21 protein-coding genes are annotated in these 25,178 nt (G+C 43.6%); 9 read left to right on the forward strand and 12 right to left on the reverse strand.

Translation table 11 applies throughout. The features are described 5' to 3' along the window. Window positions 1-465: 465 nt before the first annotated feature. Entirely contained in the window at window positions 466-1,947 is a 1,482-nt protein-coding gene (locus VJL_RS23550; protein ID WP_050568889.1) for a hypothetical protein, read from the reverse strand. 280 nt (window positions 1,948-2,227) lie between these two features. Continuing rightward, window positions 2,228-2,974 carry a metallophosphoesterase gene (locus tag VJL_RS23555; protein ID WP_038881746.1) on the reverse strand — a complete coding sequence of 249 codons (747 nt, stop codon included), beginning with the start codon at window positions 2,972-2,974 and terminating at the stop codon, window positions 2,228-2,230. A 160-nt stretch (window positions 2,975-3,134) separates the two neighbouring features. Here VJL_RS23555 and VJL_RS29235 point away from each other — a divergent pair, with 160 nt between their 5' ends. Then, complete coding sequence (locus VJL_RS29235) at window positions 3,135-3,500, forward strand: hypothetical protein (protein WP_152436680.1); 366 nt, start codon at window positions 3,135-3,137, stop codon at window positions 3,498-3,500. 19 nt (window positions 3,501-3,519) lie between these two features. Next, window positions 3,520-4,020 carry a hypothetical protein gene (locus VJL_RS23560; protein ID WP_038881748.1) on the forward strand — a complete coding sequence of 167 codons (501 nt, stop codon included), beginning with the start codon at window positions 3,520-3,522 and terminating at the stop codon, window positions 4,018-4,020. Window positions 4,021-4,060: 40 nt separating this feature from the next. Here VJL_RS23560 and VJL_RS23565 read toward each other — a convergent pair whose 3' ends face one another. From VJL_RS23565 to VJL_RS23575, 3 genes are read right to left on the reverse strand one after another with little or no spacing between them, the layout of a single operon-like run. Next, window positions 4,061-5,851, reverse strand: a complete 1,791-nt coding sequence (locus VJL_RS23565; protein WP_038881749.1) for a DUF2326 domain-containing protein — start codon at window positions 5,849-5,851, stop codon at window positions 4,061-4,063. After that, a complete protein-coding gene (locus VJL_RS23570; protein WP_038881750.1) occupies window positions 5,848-6,087 on the reverse strand; it encodes an ABC-three component system middle component 8 in 240 nt (79 codons plus the stop codon). The genes VJL_RS23565 and VJL_RS23570 overlap by 4 nt, the downstream gene beginning before the upstream one ends. After that, on the reverse strand, window positions 6,077-7,024 hold the full coding sequence (locus VJL_RS23575; protein ID WP_038881752.1) for an ABC-three component system protein: 948 nt from the start codon (window positions 7,022-7,024) through the stop codon (window positions 6,077-6,079). Before VJL_RS23575 ends, VJL_RS23570 begins: the two co-directional genes overlap by 11 nt. 469 nt (window positions 7,025-7,493) lie before the next feature. On the opposite strand from VJL_RS23575, the gene VJL_RS23580 reads away from it, so the two are divergent. The 4 genes from VJL_RS23580 to VJL_RS23595 all read left to right on the forward strand — a co-directional run bounded on the left by VJL_RS23580 (window position 7,494) and on the right by VJL_RS23595 (window position 12,797). Continuing rightward, window positions 7,494-8,387 (forward strand): LysR family transcriptional regulator, encoded by an 894-nt coding sequence (locus VJL_RS23580; RefSeq protein WP_038881753.1) that lies wholly within the window; start codon window positions 7,494-7,496, stop codon window positions 8,385-8,387. A 99-nt stretch (window positions 8,388-8,486) separates the two neighbouring features. Beyond that, a complete protein-coding gene (locus tag VJL_RS23585; RefSeq protein ID WP_038881754.1) occupies window positions 8,487-10,529 on the forward strand; it encodes an FUSC family protein in 2,043 nt (680 codons plus the stop codon). A 145-nt stretch (window positions 10,530-10,674) separates the two neighbouring features. Continuing rightward, window positions 10,675-11,250 carry a DedA family protein gene (locus tag VJL_RS23590; RefSeq protein WP_038881755.1) on the forward strand — a complete coding sequence of 192 codons (576 nt, stop codon included), beginning with the start codon at window positions 10,675-10,677 and terminating at the stop codon, window positions 11,248-11,250. A 179-nt stretch (window positions 11,251-11,429) separates the two neighbouring features. Continuing rightward, window positions 11,430-12,797 carry a Na+/H+ antiporter NhaC family protein gene (locus VJL_RS23595; protein WP_038881756.1) on the forward strand — a complete coding sequence of 456 codons (1,368 nt, stop codon included), beginning with the start codon at window positions 11,430-11,432 and terminating at the stop codon, window positions 12,795-12,797. 47 nt (window positions 12,798-12,844) lie between these two features. Here the strand turns inward: VJL_RS23595 and VJL_RS23600 are convergent, their stop codons facing one another. The 3 genes from VJL_RS23600 to VJL_RS23610 form a co-directional block, all read right to left on the reverse strand. Next, window positions 12,845-13,681, reverse strand: a complete 837-nt coding sequence (locus VJL_RS23600) for a beta-keto acid cleavage family enzyme (RefSeq protein WP_038881757.1) — start codon at window positions 13,679-13,681, stop codon at window positions 12,845-12,847. Next, complete coding sequence (locus tag VJL_RS23605; protein ID WP_038881758.1) at window positions 13,672-15,003, reverse strand: aspartate aminotransferase family protein; 1,332 nt, start codon at window positions 15,001-15,003, stop codon at window positions 13,672-13,674. The genes VJL_RS23600 and VJL_RS23605 overlap by 10 nt, the downstream gene beginning before the upstream one ends. Before the next feature lie 207 nt (window positions 15,004-15,210). Then, entirely contained in the window at window positions 15,211-16,479 is a 1,269-nt protein-coding gene (locus VJL_RS23610) for an O-acetylhomoserine aminocarboxypropyltransferase/cysteine synthase family protein (protein WP_038881760.1), read from the reverse strand. Between the two features lie 200 nt (window positions 16,480-16,679). On the opposite strand from VJL_RS23610, the gene VJL_RS23615 reads away from it, so the two are divergent. After that, window positions 16,680-18,326: a mechanosensitive ion channel family protein gene (locus VJL_RS23615; RefSeq protein ID WP_038881761.1), complete on the forward strand. Its 1,647-nt coding sequence runs from the start codon at window positions 16,680-16,682 to the stop codon at window positions 18,324-18,326. 44 nt (window positions 18,327-18,370) lie between these two features. On the opposite strand, the gene VJL_RS23620 is transcribed toward VJL_RS23615, so the two are convergent. From VJL_RS23620 to VJL_RS23630, 3 genes are all read right to left on the reverse strand, one after another. Beyond that, window positions 18,371-19,507, reverse strand: a complete 1,137-nt coding sequence (locus VJL_RS23620) for a lipase family protein (RefSeq protein ID WP_038881763.1) — start codon at window positions 19,505-19,507, stop codon at window positions 18,371-18,373. A gap of 2 nt (window positions 19,508-19,509) precedes the next feature. Continuing rightward, window positions 19,510-20,088 (reverse strand): DUF6795 domain-containing protein, encoded by a 579-nt coding sequence (locus VJL_RS23625; RefSeq protein WP_038881764.1) that lies wholly within the window; start codon window positions 20,086-20,088, stop codon window positions 19,510-19,512. Window positions 20,089-20,250: 162 nt separating this feature from the next. Continuing rightward, on the reverse strand, window positions 20,251-21,153 hold the full coding sequence (locus VJL_RS23630) for a LysR substrate-binding domain-containing protein (protein ID WP_038881765.1): 903 nt from the start codon (window positions 21,151-21,153) through the stop codon (window positions 20,251-20,253). A gap of 106 nt (window positions 21,154-21,259) precedes the next feature. Here VJL_RS23630 and VJL_RS23635 point away from each other — a divergent pair, with 106 nt between their 5' ends. After that, window positions 21,260-22,516, forward strand: a complete 1,257-nt coding sequence (locus VJL_RS23635; protein ID WP_038881766.1) for a D-amino acid dehydrogenase — start codon at window positions 21,260-21,262, stop codon at window positions 22,514-22,516. Window positions 22,517-22,823: 307 nt separating this feature from the next. Further along, on the forward strand, window positions 22,824-24,371 hold the full coding sequence (locus tag VJL_RS23640) for an alanine/glycine:cation symporter family protein (RefSeq protein ID WP_038881767.1): 1,548 nt from the start codon (window positions 22,824-22,826) through the stop codon (window positions 24,369-24,371). A 128-nt stretch (window positions 24,372-24,499) separates the two neighbouring features. On the opposite strand, the gene VJL_RS23645 is transcribed toward VJL_RS23640, so the two are convergent. Beyond that, the gene (locus tag VJL_RS23645) at window positions 24,500-25,093 is read right to left on the reverse strand and encodes an acetate uptake transporter (RefSeq protein WP_009705589.1); all 594 of its coding nucleotides are present in this window, start codon (window positions 25,091-25,093) and stop codon (window positions 24,500-24,502) included. Window positions 25,094-25,178 lie beyond the last annotated feature (85 nt).

Consider the following 25,178-nt stretch of genomic DNA (forward strand, 5'->3'; position numbering starts at 1 on the left):
TTAAAATGTTTTTTATCAATAACTTGAAAATAAAAACACTCCATGAATACGCCTCTAGAATCACAAAACGACTAGGTGAGAACCACGTAACACATTAAACACTGACACGACCTAATACCTTAGTGAGATGTGTGTGACAAATCGATATTAAAATGTTTTTTATCAATAACTTGAGAGCATAACCACTCCAGAAACGGGCATCCAAAGGCACCAAAAGATTGGGTAAGAACCACTGAACAATCTAATTTTCATGAAATAACTAAGCTAACGAACGTTAGTCTAACGAACATTAGGCTAACGAACATTAGGCTAACGAACATTAGGCTAACGAACATTAGGCTAACGTTCGTTAGCTTAATGAAGCAGAGATTTGGGGCAATTAATGAGTCAAATCAATCTGTCAGACCTCACTCAACAGTGAATTAAGAAGTGAAAGATTTCTTCCTGACTAGTACACCTTAAAATTTAAAATCTTGGTCTCATTTTAGGCGTATCTTTTTTTCGTTCTTGAGAGGGTAACTCTGGAGTTCGAGACTCCATCTGTCCATGTATGTTGTTGAAAACACCAATTACATCCTTATCCACACACAAGCTATTGATCTCCTCCGCATCAGACCTAACGGTCTCTAAAATCACCTTTTTTGCCTCAGGAGTAGCCTCGTAGTGCCTATAGAGGCACTCATTAGCGCTTTCAATAGCTTTAGCTTGGTCGTTTGCAACAATGCCTTCTATAAGCTTTTTATAGGGTGCAAGGAATAAAGTTAGAATCTCTCTTATGCTACTGATACATTTCTCTAAGGTTCTCAGCTCTAGTTCTTTAGCTTCTATACTCAAACGAACGCTATTCAAGTGCCCTTCCTCATCCGTTACACGCCTTTCGGCCTCAAGTAGCGCTTGTTTACTTGATTTACTCCTTGCAATGATAGTTTTGCGTTCGTTCCTTAAGCGTTGATTATGCATATCAAGGAGATGATTTAGGTTGTATTGCCTATCTGCTTTAGGCTTTTTGGCATTCTCGTACTGTTGATGAAACGACATCACCTTCCGCTTTCTAAATTTTGTCCATCTCACATCAAGATCTTGAAAATTAGACCTAACATGGGCCATGAACATATCTTGTAAAATTATCCCTTGGATTTTAGAAGCAGCCAAGCCACCTACAAAAGAACTATCGATGCTAGAAATAGTGTGTTTCTCGTGCCGCCGAGTAGCAGGGTTCCACATAGAAACTTCTGTAGGGTTTGCTGAAAGGTATTTACCAACTACTTTCTTAAGAGAAGAGCAAAGGTCTCGCATTCCCGTATTGCTATTCTTCGTACTCAGAAATATGTGAGGGTGTGTGCCAGTTTCCATATCGATGCTCCGCTCATCATCATGAACAACTAGGAGACGTATCGGATAATCTGGTAAATGTTTCTCGTAAAAGCTTTTAATACACTCTGCCATACGCTGTGGCTCTATAACCACACCATGTCGATGAGGAAACTTAAAAAATGCTTCGTGTATTTTAGCACTACGTCCGTCCTCACTACCTTCCACTTGCTTTGACAAATTCATATAAGTATCAAGCATTTTTAATAGTTGATTACGACGTTTCACTCCATCGATAGATTCGATTATCTCCCTATAATTTTCTAATTTTTGGTCTCGAATCAGAGTCAGTTGACGTGCAAGATGTTCATCTCCAGAACTCATAACAGAGTGGATTTTCTTGTTAAGTTTGTACTCGTACTTTTTGTAATTACTCTTGACTGAAGCAGGAACTTGTTTAGGAGCAAATTCATCAGAAATTAGCTTGCTGACGAAAGCCGAGCGTACCTCTTCTGACTGTTCATTTAGCTTAAACCCCTTGGGGTTACCTTCTGTAAATACCCAGTTCTTATCTGCTAGTTGTTCAATCCACTCATTGGGTTTAAGTTCGTTAGATTTGAGACGCAGAGAGTGCATTAAACTCTTCTTGAAAGTCGCACGTTTTCGATAGTTAACATGACGATAAATCATGGTAGTTTTGATCATAGAATCAGTTGATTTTTTGGGGACTTAGGGTCGAGGGCGAAGCCTCGCCAGCAGCACTTTGCTCATCTTTTGCGTAGCAAAAGTGTGAAAGTGCGTAGCTGGTTACTTAAAGGTTAAGAACTCCTTTAATAAAGTGCAAATGATGCCACTCACCAGTCGGTAACGTATCTAGAATGCTAATAATTAAATGGGGATCTGGAGGCTACTTACCTCAGATTTCCATTACCTTAAATGCATCGAAATCTGCAATGATTTCGTGGCCATGGTAACCACGCTGATTAGAGGCAAACTTAACGTCCTCTTTTTCAAACTCCCTACAATCATGATTGTGACCATAAATCCAAGCGGTAATGTTTTGATTAAATAACCGAGAACAATCTGACGCAAAAGCAGGGTTTAAACTATTGCGTGCATACCGTTCGTGTATGGCCTCTGGAGTGGGAAGGTGATGTGTTATAACAACATTTTTTGAATATGGGGAAGACTCAATTGCTTGGCTTAGCCATAACATTGATTGCTTGTGTAATGCTGCTGCTATCGAAGGCGTAAAAACTTGAGCACTGTCGAAATTGATAACCCTGAAATCACTCATGCCCTTTTCAGCATAGTAGAAAGCCACCTCCGGCTTTCCATATAACTCGAAGTCCGTCCACAGTGTACAACCATAGAAAGCCACGTTATCAACCACTATCGAGTCATTGTTGAGCACATGTATATTGGGATATTTTTTTGCATAAGTTTTTAAGTCAGCAGGTAAGTCGACAATCGTCCCGCCAGTATAGAACTCATGGTTCCCTAGGATATAAATCACCTCTTGTGGGAAGCTTGATGCCCAGTCGATAGCCTTTCTGCCATCCGAATGGATATCTCCAGCGAGAACAACCACATCCGCTTCACTTACAGGAAGCTTCATAGAAGCAAACTCTAAGTGTAGATCAGATAAGTATTGAATTTTCATACGGCGTAACCTTTGACTAAATCACCTACCAAACCTAGTGATGAAAACATAAAAAGTCAACGCCTAAAATTGTGGTAATATAATGATTTATAAGTAAATTTTGACAAAATTACGACCTAGACATATGATCAACTAAAGAGTTCACTTAGGGGGTAATGCGTTGTCAAATCCAGCCTCAGAAATATCACTAAAAGGGTTAAAGACTTCTCTAGAAATACTGAAAAGATGGGGAGCCAACGACTCTCAAGCACTTTCAATCTTAAATATTTCAAGTGCTGAACTCGCTAACCTACCCTCGTGTAAATTTTCGTCAGAACAATTAGTTAGAATAAGCTATATCCTTAATATCCATGCAGCGCTTCGGACGTTGTTCAACAATCAAAGCAATGTATTTGGATTTATGACTATGAAGAACCGCAGCTCGTTTTTTGAAGGTAAAACTCCGTTGAGCTTCATTGCATCTGGGGAATTAACTGCCCTAGAACAGACGGCAGAACATCTTACTGCCTTAAGCATTGGCAATTAGTTTGTTTGGGTAAAACAGTATGAAAATGGTTTTAGAAATGCGCTATCGCAGAGAAGGTAAATTCCTCTACAGCAAAGAAGAGATTGGTAGCCTTTACCAATCTGCCGATCTGGACAAAATCTTACTAAGAAGCCCTTACCTAACAAGCATAGATAATGAATTGTTCGTCTATGGTCATATCAAATCATCGGTTGAATTCGAGCATTTGATACTGGCTTTAAGACCCTCATACGATTGTTATATTTCGTTCGAAGATGCCCTATCTAGGTGGGGTGTTATATCGCAGATTCCAATGATGATGATCCTTGCAACAACTGGAGCTTCTGGTTGGTACTCTACTCCATTTGGAAGATTTGAATTTGTGCATGTTGAACACCCCTCTAAACAAATAGAGCAGCAGACGTTAGACACCGGTCGTCCAATACGCATAGCTAAAAAAGAATGGGCATATCGAGACCTGAAAGGAGTAAAGCGCAACCTACATCTAATTGACTATGTTGCGCTATTTACTGACGATTAGAACGAGAACGCTTTAACATCCAAACTTAAACAAACAATACCTACCAAGGCGGCATCTTGAATAGCAACCCATCATCACCATTATCATGAAGGGTCAAAACTATTTCATCATCAGTAAAAGTTACATCACTCGGCAAGTCTGAATCAATTAGGGTCAGTATGTACTGCGTGCCATGAGCTTCTGGTATGGTGCGTACGTATTTAAGAAATTCTTGTTTTTTCCTTGTATCTAGAGTCTCTAGACCGCCATCATGATAAATGAACTGGACGAAGTCTCGTTCTGAGTATGCTAAATTCACAGCTAAATCATACCCTATGCAAAGAATTTTTTTGTAACTGCAACCATCTGACTCACTGGTGAAGCTATAGTCCCTATCAATAAATCCGGCATGATAAACTAAGTTACCTTCACCATTCTGCTCAGTAGATATGAGTCCGTTCTTATCAAGGACAAGTTTGACAAAATTAGTGAAATTTTCCTTTATAGACTTGTAGATAGATGTTTCAGATTTAATTACTGCTTCTCTATCGAACCTAATCCTCTCAACTACCTCATCTTTACGTCGACTGATATCTCTAGATTCAGTCTGAACTTCTTTGATACGTTCACTAATATCTAATTTACGCTCAATCGCATTAATTTCAGTAGTCACTAGTAAAAGGCGATGAGATACCTCTTTGTATTTTTCAAAAGCATTTGTATTGGTCAAAAAGGACACTTTAGATGACTTAGCGGCATTAAGCTCAGTTAATCGATTCGTCACATCTAACAACTGTTGCTCTAAATCAGAGATTTGCTGTTTTACAAAAATTGTACGCTCAGCTGTAATTTTTCGATTAAAATCCAACAAGTCATCATATGACTTCTTAATTTGCTCACCAAACATAATCCCAGCTTCAGCAAACAGTTTTTTAGTTTTATCAGTGTTAAAAGATGAGGGTTGCTTTGATTGAGAACGTTTCAGTTTCTTAAGGTTATTGCTTAAGTAGTATCTAACTCGATTTAGCTCTTCAATTTCTTCATCAATATCTTCAGAAAGTTCCTCTAAAATTTTTGCGTCAGACCTATCAAAGTTCAGTGAATCTAACTGTTCTTGTAATGAGGAGGCATCTTTAGATTTCAATGATAAAGCATCATGTAACATTTCCTCTTCATCACCTTGATACAAACCAATTTCTTTTTGAAGATCAGTTAGTTGTAAAGATATTTTATCTAAACTAGCTCTCAAATCATAATTAAGCTTCAAGTGCTCAGAATCAAAGCCTAAGATCTGACCGACATAAGGCTTCCACGCAATGTCTTTTCCACGACTAAACTTCTTCAGTTGGAATATGTCATTAAAATCATCTTGTTTTCTAAGTGCATAACTTACTGCCGTTCTATAGTCCCATGGCATTATTGACTTTAAGTTTAATAAGCTATCAAGAAGAAGCTTTGCCTTATCAAAAGTGAGCTTCTGATAATCCCACTCTTCATCATCCAGAAAACGATAATCTTGATACTTAGTGCTATGTTTTTTGAAGTAGAGTTGTGTATTTTTAGCCACAGAACGTCGAATAGTCAAAAAAGAGCCATCATTAAGCTTTATCTCAAAGAAAAAAATGAACTCATTAAACAGATCTATATGCTTAAAAAGGAAAAAGTCCTTACTTCTTTTCTTAAGGAATCCAAAATCAATCAACTCCGCAAGCTTACTTTTCCCAAGGTTATGAGAATCTTTATTTTTATTATCAGGTAGCCTTATCTCACCAATAATTACATTAAATCCATCATTAAACTCAATCGGTTCAAAGGTACAGGGTTTGTTGGAGTATATTTTTGAAAGTTTCATGATCCTATGTACTCAATCAGGTCATTCTTAGGATGGTATTCAATCAAGCCTAAAAGGAACAAAAGCTCCAATGCAGGCTCAAGCAAAGCGGCTGAATCTTTGTGATATTTAACAAGAGCGAGCCTTAATTCAGTAATAGTTTCAAACTGAGCTTTCATCAGAATCGACAAAACCTGTGAGGAAGCAGCAAGAACTGTTAAATCTGGATTAGCATTTTTGTTAGGTTTAAGCAGCATAGTTCTCACCAATATCACACTTATAGTACATGTAATAGATCATAGACCTAGTCAGCGCTTTGTTTCTCTTACAGTCATTATCCCGACTCAAGATTAGCTCTATTGTTTTCTCTAAAACGATATCAAACTGATGATGTTCTTGTTTATAGATACAGATTTTTGCATGTAACTCTTCAGCTGTTTCCATGTATTTTTCTTGATAATCTTCATTCTCTGGCATGGAAAGAAATTCTTCAATGGCTGTAAAGTCTGCAAGCTTCTTGAGAATTGCCTTTGAGTAACCCTCTGTTAAATTATTTATTTCATTCTTCTGAACAAACCCAGTTCTATCAAGGCTAGAGGAGATATCTTTCTTCTTAATAGTGGGCAGGACATCTTTTATCGATACTATGACCTCCGCTAAGTCTTCAGGGTCAATAGTCAAAGGAACATCGTAAGGATTTAAGTCAACCATACTCGCCACCTCTGGAAACTTTCTAAATAAAGTTGCCATAGCTTCAATACCAATCAACCCTATATTCCCCTTATCTAATCCGGTTTGCTCAGATAGATATGTTTTTATCTTTTCATTGATATTGGCTGGTAGGCGACGATTTGAGAAGATGATGTAGTTCTTTAGACCATCGTTCTTTATCAACTTCTTAATCTTACTGACCTCGAGCGTAACGGTCGCACTAGCAGAGTCTGGGTTAAAAAAGTCTGGGTCACTGAACTTACTATTGTAGCTAATCGTGTGTTTAGCTTGAATTACTGTTAGACCGTCCCAAGGTCTTGTTTTTGATGGATAGATTTGGGCCAAACCTTGAAACCGAGAATCTCGACCTCCATCAGGGCCATCAGAAAAAGTCTCAGTACCAATTCCAAAAAGTTCTTCGCATAGATGAATAACTAGGTGTTCAAATTGAGTTGGTGACAAGTCTGAGTAATTGTAATTCATTATCTTGGTCCATATTGATATGAACTTATTGTCTTATTGGCAATGACTACATTCAAGAGAAACTTGATTTCGGTGCCAAATTAGTGACTTACGTTAGATAGTTTACAAGCACTAAGAGTCCTTTCACCACAATTCAGCTCCCTATCGAGGAGTTGAACCCAAAATGAATCAATTAGTTAATACCGAACTACAGCGAAGTTAGCGAACACACTTGATTAAGCATTAATGTCGGTGCTACAGTTCGGTACTAAGAGCTAAACATATGCAACTAGATTACAAGCTAAGTAACTGTTTTTATTAGGTTTAAAGGATACTCCCGCCAGCTCCACCAAACGTTTGGAAAGGGCCAACTCGAAAGGGTTGGCCCTTTTTGTATCTGCAATTTATATCTCCCCCTCAACTCATCGCTTTGATTCCTAGCCAAAATCTCTTAGTCTGTGGTTAAGCATTCATCAATGGACATGAGATCATGCTAAAAGGCAGTGAATACCCTTCTATTCGTGCACTTCGAACCTTTGTTGCGGTTGCTAACCATCTGAGTTTTTCTAAAGCGGCAGAGAGTTTGTGCGTGACTCAAGGTGCCGTGAGCAAACAAATTGCGACGTTAGAGCAACTGGTTGGGCTACCTTTAATCCAACGTGGTATCAATGGTATTGAGCTCACTGAAGAAGGAAAACGTTACTTACCCAAGGTAACTGAAGCGTTGGAAATCATCCAACATGCCACAGCGAGCCTAATTCAAACCGACACAGAGCAAGAGTTACTGGTGGTGGATGTTACGCCTTCTTTCGCCAGTTTGTGGTTGGTGCCAAACATTGATGCATTCCATCAAATCCATCCTGATATCCGCGTTAAAGTTCGCACCAGTGATGGTCCAGTAAATCAGCTAGACGTAGACAGCGACATCACCATCCGTTGCCTTCCTCTTTCTAGTCACTACGAACATGGTCGATTGTTGCGTCAAGAAACGCTACTGCTAACGGGCTCATCAAGTTCTTCAACATGTAACGACAAACAGTCCATTGCAGATTTCGCATTTATTCCTCAAACGACACGCCCGCAGTTGTGGGAGCAGTTCAAACTAGAACAATCTCTGCAAAGCGCGATTCATTATCACCCCGTCGGTCATGAGCATTTCTATCTTTCTTATGAAGCGGTAAAGCTTGGCAAAGGGCTTGCTCTTCTACCTGATTTTATGGTGCAACAGGCGATGTCGAGAGATGAGGTCCACCACATCCAACAGCTGAGTATGCTGAGCCATTATGGCTATTACGTATTTGTGCCGAACTACCGTCTAGCGGCGCGAAAAGTCTCACTGTTCAATGATTGGTTATTTGCTCAGCTTGGAGAAGGCGTCGGTTAGATAACGACTCCGCTTCAATTTTTCAATCTGTGGTTGAAGCCAGCACATCTAAAGATATTCGCGTTACACTGAAGGGGTTGCCAACTGTAATGAGGGTTTATGACGTTATCTCCTGCCTTTCTGCGTAAAATCTGGTACTCCCCTTCTATCAACCTTGGTTTGCGTGCCACCAGCGCGATTGTTCTGTTCATGGGGTTGGGTGTGCTATTCAACCAAATCAATCTCGCCATGACGGCTTTAATGACCATGCCCGCAGCATTGATCAGTGGTTTAGACACTGCCGGCCCTAGGCGCTGGACACGCTTTGCGATTACTGCTTTCACGTGGAGCATTACGCTCGTCATCAGTTATGCTCTGCTGAATATGGGCTTACCACTGTGGCTGACTTACGGCGCGATGGGAGCAGTATTGGCGAGTACAGCAGTGAATGGTCCGTTTTGGGGACGTCTTGGCATGTCGAGCTTGCTGATCGCGGTCGTGAGCTTGTCGCTACATAATTCCAGCGCGGTACTTGGTCTCTATCCTATGTTGGTGTTGGGACCACTCACTTTTGCGCTGTTCAGTTGGCTTTGGTTTGCCTTATGGAAACATTACGCGCTGCGTGTTTGTCTTTCTGCGATTTACGAAACGCTAGCGGACTACATTCAATATCGCCAAGCTTTCTTGCTTGGAAGCGAAAATGATGCCCCGAAACGACGCATCAAATATCAGTTGATTGAACTGTTTCAGCAAGCTCTGCAATCGGAATCTTTTCGATCGAAACATGAAGGCGCCAACTCACTACGTCAGGCTTTGTTTTTGGCGCTCGATACATTTGAAGTCGTCTTGAGCAGCCATACCAGCAACCCTGATCTGTTCAAGCAATTTCAATCCAGTAAACCGAAACGAGATCTGCTCTTGGTTTGGAGCCAACACTGTCAGCAAAGATTAAGACACAAAGCCAAGCAGCTTTTGCATAACACGCATGAAGAGATGGAACACTTGAGCTCACTAGAACAGGAAGCTCATGATTTGATTGAAGCAGTGAAGCTAGAAGACCAACCTCGCTTTCGCTACTGGGCATACGCGGTCAAGCATATTTCTCGTCGTATTGAGCTCAATGAACCCGCTTATGAACGCTCCTTTGATGTGCAACCATTCGAGCTGTCTTTTCGTTTACCAAGTCGAGGCAACCCGATTTGGCGCCACGTGACTCGCGTTGGTTTGATGTTTGCTCTTGGATCTGGGATTGCTGAATACTTTGAATTGATTCGCCCGGATTGGGTATTAATTTCCATGTTGATGGTGATTCAGCCGAGCTTCTTGGCAACCCGAAGTAAAACCTGGCAACGCTGTTTAGGTACCGCGCTCGGGGTACTGTTCGCCACCTCCTTGATTCACCTTGGCGTACCAACGACCATCCTGTTTGTGTTAATAGCTGTCCTATTACCCGTCGCAATGCTCAATATTATGCGTCATTACTCGCTGGCGATTGGCTGTATTACCGCACTGTTAATTTTGGTTTATCAGACCATGGCACACCAGGGACTCGACTTTGCTGCACCGCGCCTGATAGACAATATCGTCGGTGGCGCAATTGTCCTACTCGGTTATGGTTTACTGTGGCCGCAGTGGCGAGGTAAAGAGATTCATACCCAAGCATTAAAAGCACTCGATAGTTCAAAAAGCTTATTTGTGTATTGCTATGAGCAGTTACAAGTAGACACTGAGCAACGTGATCACATGGCGCTCACTAAGCAACGTGCCGCTATGCTCACCGCTGAAAGCGATCTTGAACTGATTTACAACGAGATGCAACAAGAGCCAAGGCACACTCGCGCCGATCCGCATTATTATGAAGATATGCTGAGCCATTATCGCTTGTTGAGTCACTACCTTTGCTTGCTGATCCCTCTAGTGAGAACGGGCACCCATTATGAAGGCTCAACGCAAGTCGAACGCCTGATTCATGATGCGATGGATGCGTTGATCAGTACGATTCGTGACAATCGTGTTCATGAGCTGCCAGCACTGAGCAATAAAACCGATGCCGATCATCCCTCCTCAACGGCTGGTCAACGATCTGTCGAAGAGATCATCTGGTTAGCATTGATGACGATTAAGCAAATGCACGACTTAGTAAGGCGTAACCTAAAAGACTAAATACCCAGCACTATTATCAACGGCGTGTCAGATTTTACTGACGGAGACCAACGTCGATTGACCAAGCGAACTAACAGGAGTATCACTCCAGCTTCGTTCCAGTTTTGTTAGAGGAAAGCGTTTGGAACACATAAATGAACTATTGATGGCGATGAAGCCGCTGCTTGAGCAATATGGCTATCTCGCCCTTATCGTCAGCATCTTTCTTGAAGGCATTGGCATTCCGATGCCGGGGCAATCGCTGATGATTGCAGCGTCTATCATCTCATCAGAGCATGTCATGAACCTTAGCTTGGTGATGATAGTTTCTTGGTTGAGTTGCTTTTTTGGCAACACGTGCGGCTACCTGATTGGCTATTACTTTGAAGGTTGGTTAGACAAGAAAGGCTATATTTCTGGCCCCAAAATGCAGAAGCTACAAAATACGATTCAGAAGTATGGTCCTGCTTGTTTAGTTGTCAGTCGCTTTGTTGAAGGGATGAAGCAGTTTATGCCGCTTGCTTGCGGTATTGCTAAGATGCCGCGCAAAGAGTTCTTATTGGGTAACGCGCTTGCAACCACCATTTGGGTTGCCGTGTTCAGTTTGCTCACCAACTTCGCGTTTGAGCACTTGAGTGCCCTTAGCCAGTTCTACACCGAACACCATTACGTGGTTTGGTCTAGCGCAGCACTGCTGTTCTCACTGATGATCTTCGCGCTTCTTAAACGAAAAAAAGCGTAAGTGATCTAAACCAATATAATTCCGCAAAGGCTCACGGTATCAATAAGATATGTTATGTGAGCCTTTTTTCTGGGTCTTTTCCATTTAAAATAACCAGCCATTTAGACGTCTAGACGTTGACAAGTCTTTGGTGTCCGATTAGTCTGCTCGCCTTATTTGTTGATTATGTTGTCGTTCACATGTCTGGTTCTAAAAATTCTAATAAAGCAATCGCACCATCAGCGGTCGCACTTTTACCTTTAGTACTATTCCTTGCGCTGTTTATTGGCGTGGGCACTTACTTGTCTCTGCAAGGGGTAGATTTTGCATTTTACCAACTGCCAGCGCCTATCGCGGTATTGCCTGCGGTGATCCTTGCGCTCATCCTAAGCAAAGACAAACTCAATCGTTCTATCGAACACTTTATGCGTGGCGTTGGTCATCCAGACATCATCGCGATGTGTATGATCTACCTGCTTGCCGGTGCCTTTGCTGCAGTTGCAAAAGCGTCTGGCGGCGTAGATGCAACTGTTAACCTTGGTCTTTCTGCGATTCCAACCAGCATGATCTTGCCGGGTATCTTCCTGATTTCTGCATTTATCGCGACAGCGATGGGCACCTCAATGGGCACCATCGCAGCAGTTGCGCCTGTTGCTCTGGGCATTGCTCAATCGGCAGGTATGAGCCTTCCACTAACGGCAGGCGTAGTGCTAAGCGGCGCAATGTTTGGTGATAACCTTTCGATCATCTCGGACACCACCATTGCGGCAACACGCTCTCAAGGCTGTGAGATGAAGGACAAATTCAAAGAAAACATCCGTATCGCACTGCCAGCAGCACTGGTTGCGCTTGTTATCTTCGCCTTCAACAGCACAGCGACTCAAGTACCAGAAACCGGTTCTATTGAGTGGTTGAAAGTACTTCCTTACATAACGATTCTTATCCTTGCGGTATCAGGCATGAATGTATTTGTCGTGCTTACTATTGGTATCGTTTTGGCGGGTGGCGTGAGCTTGTCTTCTATCGATGATTACGGTCTAACCAACTTCGCACAAGACATCTACTCAGGCTTTGGCAATATGCAAGAGATCTTCTTGCTGTCCATGCTGATTGGCGGTTTGAGTGAGCTTATGCGTCGCCAAGGTGGTCTCGCGTTTCTGACTAACCTAGTGAGCGGCATCATCCGTACGTTTGGTTCTAGCCACTCGAAAGAAGCAAATGGTCGTGCAAGCGAACTAGGTATTGCTGGTCTGGTTTCGATGGTGAATACCTGTACCGCTAACAACACCGTTGCCATCATCGTATCAGGTAGCGTGGCTCGCCAACTGGCAGAAGAGAACAACGTTTCACCGCGTCGCTCTGCAAGTTTGTTGGATATCTTCTCGTGTGTTATCCAAGGTGTATTGCCATACGGTGCACAGGTTCTGCTATTGGGCTCGGTATTTAACCTTTCTCCACTAGAAGTTGTTGCGAACTCTTACTACTGTTTTGCTCTGGCAATTGCCGCTGTCGTAGCAGTATTTATCAAACACCCAGCGCGCCAAACAGTGACTCAGGCTGAAAACTAAAATACATTTGAAGAAGGCTCCGATTGGAGCCTTTTTTGTACCTGTTGCTAAATGGATTCTCGAAAACTCTCCGCATCATGCAGTGGCACATCGAGCAATTCACAGATCTCTTTTAATCGTTGAACTTGCTCCGCATTGCTGTTCGCGGGCTGACCATCAGCACTCAAATGGTTGTTCTCAAAGCCTACCCGAACATCCAACCCCAATAACAATGCATGGGTTAAACAGTCTTGCTCTCTCGCGCCAAACGCGCACACGGCACACCTAACCTTCTCTTCGATAAATCGCTCTAAATGCAGAGCCCGTAAATCCCATGGCGAAGATTGTTGAGCCTCATGATATCGACCAAGCACCACTAACGCGTGTTGGTTTTGCTTTGGTAAAACGCCTCGCTCTCTTAGGGATAAATAGCGCTCAATGTCTGCCTGATCATACAAAATGATTTGGCTGAGAATGCCCTGTTCAGCGACCCAGTCAAAAAAGACAAAACCTTGCTCTTCACTCTGCTCATCAGGAATCAGTTCACGCAAAGCAAAAGAAGCAGCTTCTGGTTTTACCGCTTTGATCAGCACCATTTGCTGTTGTGGCGAATACGTCCCAACAGCCTCAGTCGTGAGCTGAACAATCATCGAATCACCAACCGCAGCTTTCACCGCGTGGTAGATTTCTAAGTTGTCTTCAACCTCTAGAGAATGCCTGCCTTGCGCATCTCTCGCATGCAAATGGATCATGGCAGCCCCTGCCGTTTGACATGCTTTCGCCTCGACAACCATTTCTTCAATAGTCATCGGCAATTGAGCATGGTCTTGCTTGGTTTTTCTCGCTCCATTGGGCGCAACAATAATCGCGATTCGAGCTCTTTTAGTTTGGGAGTTCACTGCCATTTCTGCGACACCTCTCTAAGTGTACGAGTGAGCTTTTCCACCAGCTCGTCAATGTGGCTTCGCTCGATGATAAAAGGCGGTGCAAGAAGGATATGATGCCCATTTACACCATCAATCGTGCCGCCCATTGGGTAGCACATCAGTCCATTTTCCATCGCTTTTTGCTTGATCTTTTTGTCTGCCAAAGTTGAATTAGACAACGGGGTTTTACTTACTTTGTCTGCGACAAGCTCAATGCCAAGAAACAACCCTTTACCACGAATATCCCCAACATATGGGAAGTCTGAAAGCGCCAATTCGAGCTCTCTTTTTAACATCGCCCCTTGTTGATTGACGGCTTGCAGGAGCTTTTGGTCACCGATGGTTTGAATGGTTGCAACGGCAGCTACGCACGCAACAGGATGCGCCATAAAGGTATGCCCATGTTGAAAGAAGCCACTACCAGACGCGATTGCTTGATAGACTTTGTCATTGGCAACAACCGCACCGATAGGTTGATAACCCGCCCCTAACCCTTTCGCCATACAGACTAAATCTGGGACAGCTTGCTCTTGTTCAAAAGCAAAAAAGCTACCGCTGCGCCCAACGCCACACATCACCTCATCCATGATCAGCAACACATCATAGCGATCGCAAATCTCTCGTATTCGTTTGAAGTAATCTTGAGTGGCAGGTACTGCACCCGCTGTTGCGCCAACAATCGGCTCTGCAACAAACGCCATAACGTTATCCGCGCCCAGTTCTAAAATCTTAGCTTCAAGCTCATTGGCGGCTCTCAGTGAATAATCGAGTTCTGACTCATCTTCTCTTTGATAACGATAGGCATAACACGGCGCAATATGATGGCTTGGGTGCAAGATGGGTTTAAAAGGCTCACGCCGCCATTCATTACCACCAACAGCCAACGCACCAAGTGTATTACCGTGGTAGCTTTGTTGGCGGGCAATAAACTGCTTTTTCTCAGGTTTGCCACATTCCACAAAATATTGCCTTGTCATCTTTAGCGCAGATTCAACCGCTTCAGAGCCCCCACTGACTAAGTAGACATGATTAAATTGCGATGGCATTTGCTGGCAAATCAACTCAGCCAACTGCTCACTAGCTTCGCTAGTAAAAAAGCCCGTGTGAGCAAAAGGCACTTTTTCGATTTGGTCGAGCATGGCTTGTTTAACAGCTTGGTAGCTATGCCCAAGGTTTGAAACAGCAGCTCCGCCGCAAGCATCGAGGTATTGGTTGCCTTGATTATCGAACAGGTAAACCCCTTCCCCTCTGGCGATAGTGGGCAATTTGGCGTGGCAATGACGGTGAAACACGTAAGACATGAGCGCCCCTTCCTAGTGACTATTTTCTAAGCATAGTCAGTAAGATGAGACTTATACGCAAGGTAAGAAAAGTACACCATCATGAGCATTTGGAATACTATAACCCAAATACTCAAAAATCATTATAAATAAGCACCTTATAGAAATATGGCCAGCTTTTAGTAAGGCTGACCTATGGGTAACCCAAAGCTCTGTTGAAAAGTATAATTATGCGTTCAGAGCTTGTTCTAAATCAGCCAGAATATCATCGATATGTTCAATGCCGACAGACAAACGAATCATCTCTGGAGAAACGCCCGCTTGCTTTTGCTCCGCCTCACTCAACTGTCGATGTGTAGTTGATGCAGGATGACAAGCAAGCGACTTCGCATCACCAATGTTCACCAGTCGCTTGAATATCTTAAGCGCATCGTAAAAACGTACACCCGCCTCGTAACCATCTTTCAACCCAAACGACAATATCGCCGACGGCTTACCTTGCATGTATTTCTCAGCCAACGGATAGAACTCAGAGTCAGGCAAGCCTGCGTAACTTACCCAACTCACTTTATCGTGCTGGCTTAAATATTCCGCAACTTTGAGTGCATTCTCGGTGTGTCTCTCCATACGCAGCGACAGCGTTTCCAGCCCCTGCATCAACATAAACGCATTCATCGGTGACAAAGCAGAACCGGTATTACGCAAAGGAACGGTGCGAGCACGACCAATAAACGCTGCCTCTCCAAATGCCTCGGTGTAAACCACGCCGTGGTAGGAAGGTTCAGGCTGATTAAATACCGGGAAACGATCTTTGTGCTGCGCCCAAGGAAACTTGCCCGAATCAATGATGATGCCACCTAATGTCGTACCGTGACCACCCACATACTTAGTCAGTGAATGCACCACGATATCTGCACCAAATTCGATTGGTTTACATAACACAGGAGTTGCGACCGTATTGTCAACAATCACAGGCACGCCCTGCCCATGAGCCAACTCAGCAACACGTTCAAGATCGATGATATTGCCAGCCGGATTACCAATGCTTTCACAGTAAACCGCTTTGGTATTCTCATCGATAAGCTCAGCGAGACTTTCAGGTTTGTCATCCTTGGCAAAACGTACCTCAATACCTTGGTTCGGCAACATATGCGCAAATAAAGTGTAAGTGCCGCCGTATAGCTGAGGAGTAGAAACGATGTTATCGCCGGCTTGCGCGAGCGTGAGAATGGCATAGTTAATTGCCGCACTGCCTGCACTAACAACCAAACCAGCAATACCGCCTTCTAGTGCTGCCATACGTTTTTCCAACACGTCATTGGTTGGGTTCATAATGCGGGTGTAAATGTTGCCTGGAACTTCGAGGTTAAATAGATCGGCACCATGCTGAGCATTATCAAACTCATACGCGACGGTCTGGTAAATCGGTGTCGCAACAGATTTGGTTGTTGGGTCTGTTTCGTAGCCAAAATGGATTGAGAGTGTTTCGTCTTTCATGCATCTTCCCTGAACTATTGAGTGAATGGTTATTCTTTTATATTGCCGATTTTTTCAGCAAAGAAAAGCAGTTTGAGTCACATTGAAGGGATTGGACTTTATTCAAGTCAGACGGAGATAAAGAGATAACAACAAGGCTTTTCCGCATATGAAAATCATTGACTAGACTTATTCAATAATCACAAGGCTAGGATAATATAATGAAAACAATCACATCATCGATGCTCAGTGTCTGCTGTGTACTTTTCACGTTCTTTGCTCAGGCTGAGGAAGCTTTCCCCCTCGCACCTCCCGATCTCTCTAGCCCTCAAAAAGCACTCACAAGCTTTGAGACTTTGGTTTCACAAGCGAATCAGCAGCTGACAGAAATCATCGAAGATCCAACCCAAAATACCGAACCAAACCGACAACACATCTATGCACTTTTCGACAAAGCAACTCAAGCCTTCGATCTGTCTAAAGTACCGGAATCTAGCCAAAATCGAGTTGCTATTGAATCGGTCATGTTGATGAAGGAAATTCTCGACCGAGCCCCGCCTTTGGACTTATCACTCATTCCAGATAGCAACACACTGGATCGCTGGCAAATACCAGAGACAGGTTTGGAGTTGATCAAACAAGCTGATGGGCAGTATCGTTTCTCAGGGCAAACCGTTCATGGGCTTTACAGTGATTACTTGTTGGTAAAACATCTACCCTCTCATTCAGGCGCGGACTTGGATTACTACCAATATTATTCGCTAAGCGCAGGACGATTGATTCCACCAACATGGTTTCACCTCGTAGAAACATTACCAAGCGTATTTATGCTTGAATATGGAGATCAAGCGATATGGCAATGGCTCGGGTTGGTTCTTTCTCTTTCTCTAACCATCTCCGCACTTGCTTTGCTCTATAACCATATTCACTCTCCGATTTCGAAAGCCATATGTGCCGTAATCACTTTGAGTGGTTTTCTCTATCTCGCAGACTATCAACTCAACTTAACTGGCATACTGATGTCGACGCTTAACGTCATCATAGAACTCATTTGTTGGCTATTACTCAGTCAAGTGGCTTACCTATTGATTTACAAAACTTGTCGTTTATTAATGAGTAAGCAGCGCACGAATACCATACTTCGACAAAGTCTGACCCAAATTATTGGCACTTTATTAGGTTCAATGGCAGCCATTGCCTGTCTTGGTTATGGTTTGAATCGCTTAGGAGTCCCTGTTTATGGCATCGTGACAGGCTTGAGTTTAGGGGGCATGGCAATCGCACTCGCTATCCGTCCAACTATGGAGAACTTAATCGGCGGGGTTATCTTATTCCTAGACAAATCGTTATCGGTGGGTGATTACTGCCAAATTGGCAGTCAGTCAGGAGTTATCGAACAAATAGGTGTGCGTTCAACACGAATTCGAGCGAAAGACCGAACACAAATCACCATTGCCAATGGTGACCTTATTAAGCGAGAGATCATCAACTACAGCCGTCGTGACCGATATCCTTTCAAAGCGACTATCGGGCTACGCTATGAGACTAGCATGTCTCAATTGCAGAGCATTACAGAGAAAATCACGTCCTTACTCAAAGAGCATCCCGATGTTTTAGATTCTCCTCTTCGAGTTCACTTTAGTGCCTTCAATGCTTACAGCCTGGATATTGAGATACTCGCTCACTTGAACACCACAAATAGAGAGACATTCCTCAACTTGCAGCAAGAACTTCTTATATTGATTGATAAGATCATTACCGCAGAAGGCGCTCAATTTGCTTTCCCTTCAAGTACCACATACCTCGCCACAGATACTTTACAGCCAGCAGTCACACCCAAGACCGTTCAAGCAGTCCCTCAAACATAGAGATTTAAAAAACCGCCTCGAATGAGGCGGTTTTATATTGAAGACTAAAAGCTAGTTTTTAGTGCGGCTTTTACTGCTGTATTTAGTTTGCCTAAAACCAGTTCGAATACCCAACGGATAAAGGAGTAAGTAAATTTAATCGCAATTTGGGCGACTTTACCTGCAAACACCAACATATGACCAAGTAAGCCTTTTACGCGAGAGGCAAATTCACTAGAAAGTTCTGAGATTTTTACCATTGAGCGCGCCATCGCATCGTAGATAGTTGCGATTGCAGCACCACCACTTTGCAATGCAAAGACTGTTGCTGCAAAGCCACCATCAATTAACAGCGTAAGGATTGCCGCTGAAATCTTATCTGCCCAATCAGCAGAAGGTTTCGCTTGCAATCGATTCTCGTAATTCAGGACAACACGCTTAAAAGCTGAGTTCGCTTTTTGAAGCCCTAGGCTATCCCACGTTGCTGATTGTGTGTAAGAACTATATTCCGACATAAAATGCGCGCTAGGAAGCAGTCCTTGTGCACGATTTAATATGTATTCTGAACCATCATAAGGCACATGATAAAAAGGCCACACTGGCGCTTTTGTCACTGGGTCTGCACCATTCACACAACGAAAATGTGACGATATGCGCGAGGATGAGTTAACAGAAAACGGCTTCATTCCCACTCTTGGTGAGCCAAAGGTATACAAATTCACTTTTCCTTTAAACTCAGGGGAAGCCGATATCCAGTTCGCAGCCAAAGTGGCAAGTGCGCCACCTAAACTGTGTCCGACGCAATGAATAGTACCATTACCAACAACCGGATTATCACGTAGAAAACGAGTTAGGCCCTTTTTCATAGAATAGAAAGTCGTTTGAAACCCAGAGTGCACGATCTCTCCTGTCCCCGTCCCCTTTCCACTGCAAGTTAAGTCGGTAATTCCATCAGCTAATCCTGCGGTACCTCTAAAAGCTAAAACTAAGTCGTTCTTATGGCGCTGACTTTTTCCTTTCCCCAACAAAGCAAATCCAGTTTCTGGGCGAAAGAAAAAACCACCACTAGTTCCTGTAACCATGTTTTTGAAAGAAAAATCATTGCGAAGAGAAAGAGGCACCTCTAAGTCTTCTAAGTTGTTTTTTATGGCATAAGCTGCGGATGCCAAGTAACTGGCTTGCTTTGGGGAAATATCACTCATAATTATTTAGCCATATCCTTTTTTGCAATGTATGTATCAGTGTCTTCGTCATACAGATAGGTGGTTACCCTGTCGTGATTCCAGTCGCAAACCGAGTAAACCGAAATTGGCGCACCTTTTTCCGGCGCGATCTCTACTTCATGAATACGTTCAATATTGGTTAACTCACAATCGATATTAGAGAGCATTGATACCAAAGGCTTCCGCCCATCTGTAGGAGACCAAACTCCCCAAAGCTTCTTTTGTTCACCGTTATAAGTGAGCGAAATCTTTTGATGAACCCTTAAGCTTCCTCCAAAGAGATCTCCAGGAGCACTAGAACGAACAATGAGCCGTTCGAAAGAGAACTCTCCTAGTTCATTGGTCTGAACCTCATCTGATAAGGTTTTGCCTTTTTTGTACCCTTCATAATAAAGCTCTCGATGAACCGTTAACCCCGCCTGTGGCACGCCATCAAGCTTGATAACACCACGCACATCCGGAGACATTTCCACATCGTATTTTTTGAACGGCCAAAACATTGCACTTGCTCCTACCGAAAATAGAGCTAGGGCCAACATAAGAGAGATTCTTTTAGCCATAGTCTTTCTCATCCATTGATTAATTTTTGGATGATATGGAAAAAGAAGACAGAGTGAGAGGAGTTAATAAACGGAAGGCAATTTGTGGGAAGCAATTCGAAGTATCATGTAATTAAGAAATTTATTTTTATTATTTCTTAAACACTTGTGCCAATTATCTCTCTACATTGATGATTGGACTTGCTGTAAAAGCCAACGTCTAAATCGTGCTGTAGGCTCACTTTTGGTATTAATGATCAGGTAGTAGCCTGCGTTAGCATCCACAGGTTCAAATGGCGAGACTAAGCGACCGCTTTCAAGTTCATCTTCCACCAGCGCCATACGTGCCATTGCTATCCCCACTCCAGCTTCGGCGGCAGACATTGCCATATCCGTACGATTAAAGAAGTGCCCTACCTCTGTTTTGAAATCAAACCCCATGCTTGATGCCCAGTACAGCCATTCATAGTCACGCGGAGCCTTATCCCATGGCATAGCATCGTGCAGTAATGTTGCGTCTCTCCATTGTTCTGGTGACGCTTTAAGAGTTTTTAGCCACCTATGATCCTCAAGGTATTTGGGGCTCATCACCGGTAGAAGTTGCTCATTGAGAATCCGCTCTGCGCTTTTATCTCGATAGGGATGAGAACCGTAGTCTATCGCAACGTCATAGTCCTTTCGCTCACTATTCACTAGTGCTCCCTCTGCAAAAATCTGCACTTGGAGATCGGGGTTTTCTAGATGAAAGCTTTCAAGGCGTGGAACTAACCATTTAAACGCAAAAGAAGGCGTCAGCTTGAGGCGAATTTCATTGTGGGGCTTTTCAATTTGCAGTTCTTTAAGTGTCTTTCCTAGTTCGGAGAAGTGGAATTGTGAGGATTGAGATAACTGCAATCCTTTAGGCGTCAATCGAATTCCACGCGAGTGGCGTTCAAACAAAGTAAAACCAAGCTGTTCTTCTAACTGAATGATTTGCTGGCTGATCGCCCCCGTCGTTAGGTGCAATGCCTTTGCAGCACTGGTAAAGCTGTTGTGTTCCGCCACTTGGCAGAATAACCACAATCCGCTAACGACACTACTTTTCATCTTTGAGCCTATAGATTTTCTAAACGCTAAATGTAATTTATATCGATTGTTAACAAAAGGTAAAGAAGAGAAACTGCGCAACATCAAAAATGTGTGGAGCACATCAATGGAAGTCATCGTAATAGGCAGTGGTGTTATCGGATTAACCTCGGCTTGGTATTTATCTCAGGCAGGCTGTCAGGTGACCGTGATCGATCGCCAACCAAGCAGTGCGATGGAAACCAGCTTCGCTAACGCCGGACAAATCTCTTATGGTTACTCTTCACCATGGGCTGCGCCGGGGATTCCACTCAAAGCCATAAAGTGGCTCACTGAAGAACATGCACCACTCAAAATAAAACCGTCTCTTAGCCCGGAGCTTATCCGCTGGGCAACGCAAATGGTGTCGAACTGCACTTTGTCCCGCTATCAAATCAACAAAGCCCGAATGCTCTCTATCGCCAATCATAGCCGCGCGTGTTTGGAGCAGTTGCGCCGTGATCATGCGATTGAATACCAAGGGCGGCAGTTAGGCACCTTGCAAGTATTTCGCTCTCAACAGCAGCTCGATGCCATAGAGAAAGACCTTGAGTTGTTAGAGCAAAGCGGTACACGTTTTCAGTTAATGGATGTCGAACAGTGCATAAAGCAAGAGCCAGGATTGGCATTAGTAAAAGAAAAATTGGTCGGTGGGTTATATCTGCCTGATGACGAAACGGGTGATTGTTTTCAGTTCTGTCAGCAGTTAACAGAGCTAGCAAAAGCCCATGGTGTAAGGTTTGAATTCAATACAGAGGTGAGCAATTGGGTTACCGTAGGCAAAAAGATCATGGGTGTCCAAACGGACCGTGGTTTGTTTAAAGCAGACCAGTTTGTCCTTGCCTCTGGCAGCTATTCTACAGCGTTACTCAAACAGCTTGAGATCGACATTCCTGTTTACCCCGTCAAAGGATATTCACTGACGGTACCAATTGAATGTGAGCAATTTTCGCCTCGTTCTACCGTCATGGATGAAACCTATAAGGTCGCAATGACGCGCTTTGATGACCGTATTCGTGTCGCAGGAACCGCGGAGCTAGCAGGCTTTGATCCTTCGTTACCGCAAAAACGCAAAAATACGATTGAAATGGTGATTCGAGATCTGTTTCCGCAAAGCGCCGATTTTACTAAAGCCGAGTTTTGGAGTGGATTTCGCCCTATGACACCCGATGGTACGCCCATTATAGGGACAACACCTTACAAGAATTTGTTTACAAACACAGGGCATGGCACGCTCGGTTGGACTATGGCTTGTGGCTCAGCTCAGATACTAACAGACGTCATCATGAACGCCGTTCCCAAAGTGACAAATCACTCAGAATTGAACCTGAGTCGTTACGCCTAAACACCTGCAAACCATTTCAAACAGTGCATTACTCCACAAGTTGAATAGCATTCAGAAGATATAACTATCATCTCTCGCGGAACATTTTCATGACAATGTTCTGCATATTCAATCAATTCATTGTTATTTCCAATAAAAACCACACAGATACATAACAAGAACCAATTTTTAACAATATTTAACCGTTCTGTGCCCACCATCACGCTACAAGGGATTTTTAGTTAAAAAGGTTAACAATTGCATTACAAAAAAGGGTAATGTGTTGTACGAAAAACAACCACAACCATAACAAACAGGGAAAATACTCATGCAGTCATTAGTTGATTTTCTGAATGGAATTATCTGGAGTCCGGCACTGATCTATCTGTGTCTTGGCGCTGGTTTGTTCTACTCGATCATGACGCGCTTTGTGCAGATTCGTCACTTCTTTGAAATGTGGCGCTTGCTACTTAATGGTAAGAGTTCAACCAAGGGGATTTCATCATTTCAGGCTTTGGCCGTTTCACTATCTGGCCGTGTAGGTACAGGTAACATTGCAGGTGTTGCTGCTGCTATCGGCTTCGGTGGCCCAGGTGCAGTATTCTGGATGTGGGTTGTTGCCTTCTTTGGTGCAGCAACGGCGTACGCAGAATCAACACTCGCACAGATTTACAAAGAGGAAGACGAAGGCGAATTCCGCGGTGGTCCAGCTTACTACATCGAAAAAGCAATGGGTCAGAAGTGGTACGCATGGGTCTTCGCTATCGCAACCATCTTTGCATGTGGCGTTCTACTTCCCGGCGTTCAATCAAACAGTATTGGTAACGCAGTAGAAGCAGCCTTTGGCTCAGGTGACATGATTGAAACCGCTATTGGTACCTTCAGTTTCGCTAAAATTTTCACTGGTACGGTTGTCTGTGTCATTCTTGCTTTCATTATCTTTGGTGGCGTAAAGCGCATCGCGAACTTCACGCAGATTGTGGTTCCGTTCATGGCGCTGGCTTACATCATCACCGCGTTCGTTATCATCCTACTTAACATCGGAGAGATTCCGCGTATCGTTGGCATGATCATTGGTGATGCATTCACGCCGATGGCTGGTATTGGTGCTGCGATTGGTTGGGGTGTAAAACGTGGTGTTTACTCTAACGAAGCAGGTCAAGGTACTGGCCCTCACGCAGCAGCGGCAGCAAGTGTTGACCACCCAGCGCAACAAGGTCTTGTTCAGTCATTCTCTATCTACATCGATACGTTGTTAGTATGTTCAGCAACCGCGTTTATGATTCTTATCACGGGTGCATACAACGTACAAGGCGCAGTAGAGGGTTCATTCTTAGTGCAAAACCTACCTGCAGATATCGGTGCTAATGGCCCTGTATTTACACAGATGGCGATTGAAAGCGCTCTACCTGGGGTTGGTAAACCATTCATCGCGGTTGCCTTGTTCTTCTTCGCCTTCACGACGATTCTGGCTTACTACTACATCGCAGAAACGAACATCGCGTACATCCGTCGCACTGTAAAAGTAAACGGTCTGATGTTCATTCTGAAGCTGGTACTCATCTCTGCGGTATTCTACGGCACCGTGAAGACTGCCAACCTTGCGTGGGCAATGGGTGATGTGGGCGTAGGTCTAATGGCATGGCTGAACATTGTCGGCATTCTGATCATTTTCTTCATGTCGAAGCCTGCACTAAAAGCGCTGGCTGACTACGAAGAGCAACAGAAACGTGGTGTGACTGAGTTTACGTTCAACCCAGTAGCACTTGGTATTAAAGGCGCGACTTACTGGGAAGAGAAGTACAAGCGCAAAACAGGTAAAGCACCAACCGCAGAAAGCGATACAACAGAAACGGTAGAGCAACCATCTACCTAATGCTTCACTTAACATCCTCCCCCAATGGGTTGGCAGGTATATAAGAAAAAGCAGTGGTCCGAACAACGGACATTAAAAAAGGGTTAGCCAGTGGCTAACCCTTTTCTTTTGCATTCAATTCGAAGCGATTATGCAGCGATTTCTTGCGTAGCAACTTGTGGCTTTTGCTTTTCGCCAACAGGAAGTACGGTACGGCCGTATTCGTTGTTTAGTACTTGAGCCATTGCAAAGTAGATTGCGCTCGCGCCACAGAAGATACCTTCGAAGCCTGCGATAGTACCGATCAGCTCGCTACCAGTGAAGTCACGTGCCGCTAGTAGGAAGAACAGGATAGTAAGAGAACCGAATACTACTTGCTTCGCTACTGGGTAACATAGAGAGCCAATGAACATGAAGCCAGTGAAGATACCCCATAGTAGTAGGTACCAACCCATGAAATGTGCTGGGCTTGCTGGAAGGCCCATGTAAGGCATTACGATTAGACCAACCAGTGTTAGCCAGAATAGACCGTAAGAAGTAAATGCAGTCGTACCGAACGTGTCACCACGCTTGAAGCACATCATGCCAACAAGTACTTGGCTTAAACCACCGTAAAAGATGCCCATAGCCAGAATCATAGAATCCATTGGGAAGAAACCTGCGTTGTGGATGTTTAGCAGGATGGTAGTCATACCAAAACCCATTAGACCTAGTGGCGCTGGGTTAGCCAGTTTTGTAGACATGTACATTACCTTTTCAAAAATGTTGATAAAAATTGCGCGCGAATTTTAATGGACTCAAAAACAAAAGAGAAAAGACGTTATTGAA

The sequence above is a fragment of the Vibrio jasicida CAIM 1864 = LMG 25398 genome, from assembly GCF_000400365.1.
Classification (GTDB): Bacteria; Pseudomonadota; Gammaproteobacteria; order Enterobacterales; family Vibrionaceae; genus Vibrio; species Vibrio jasicida.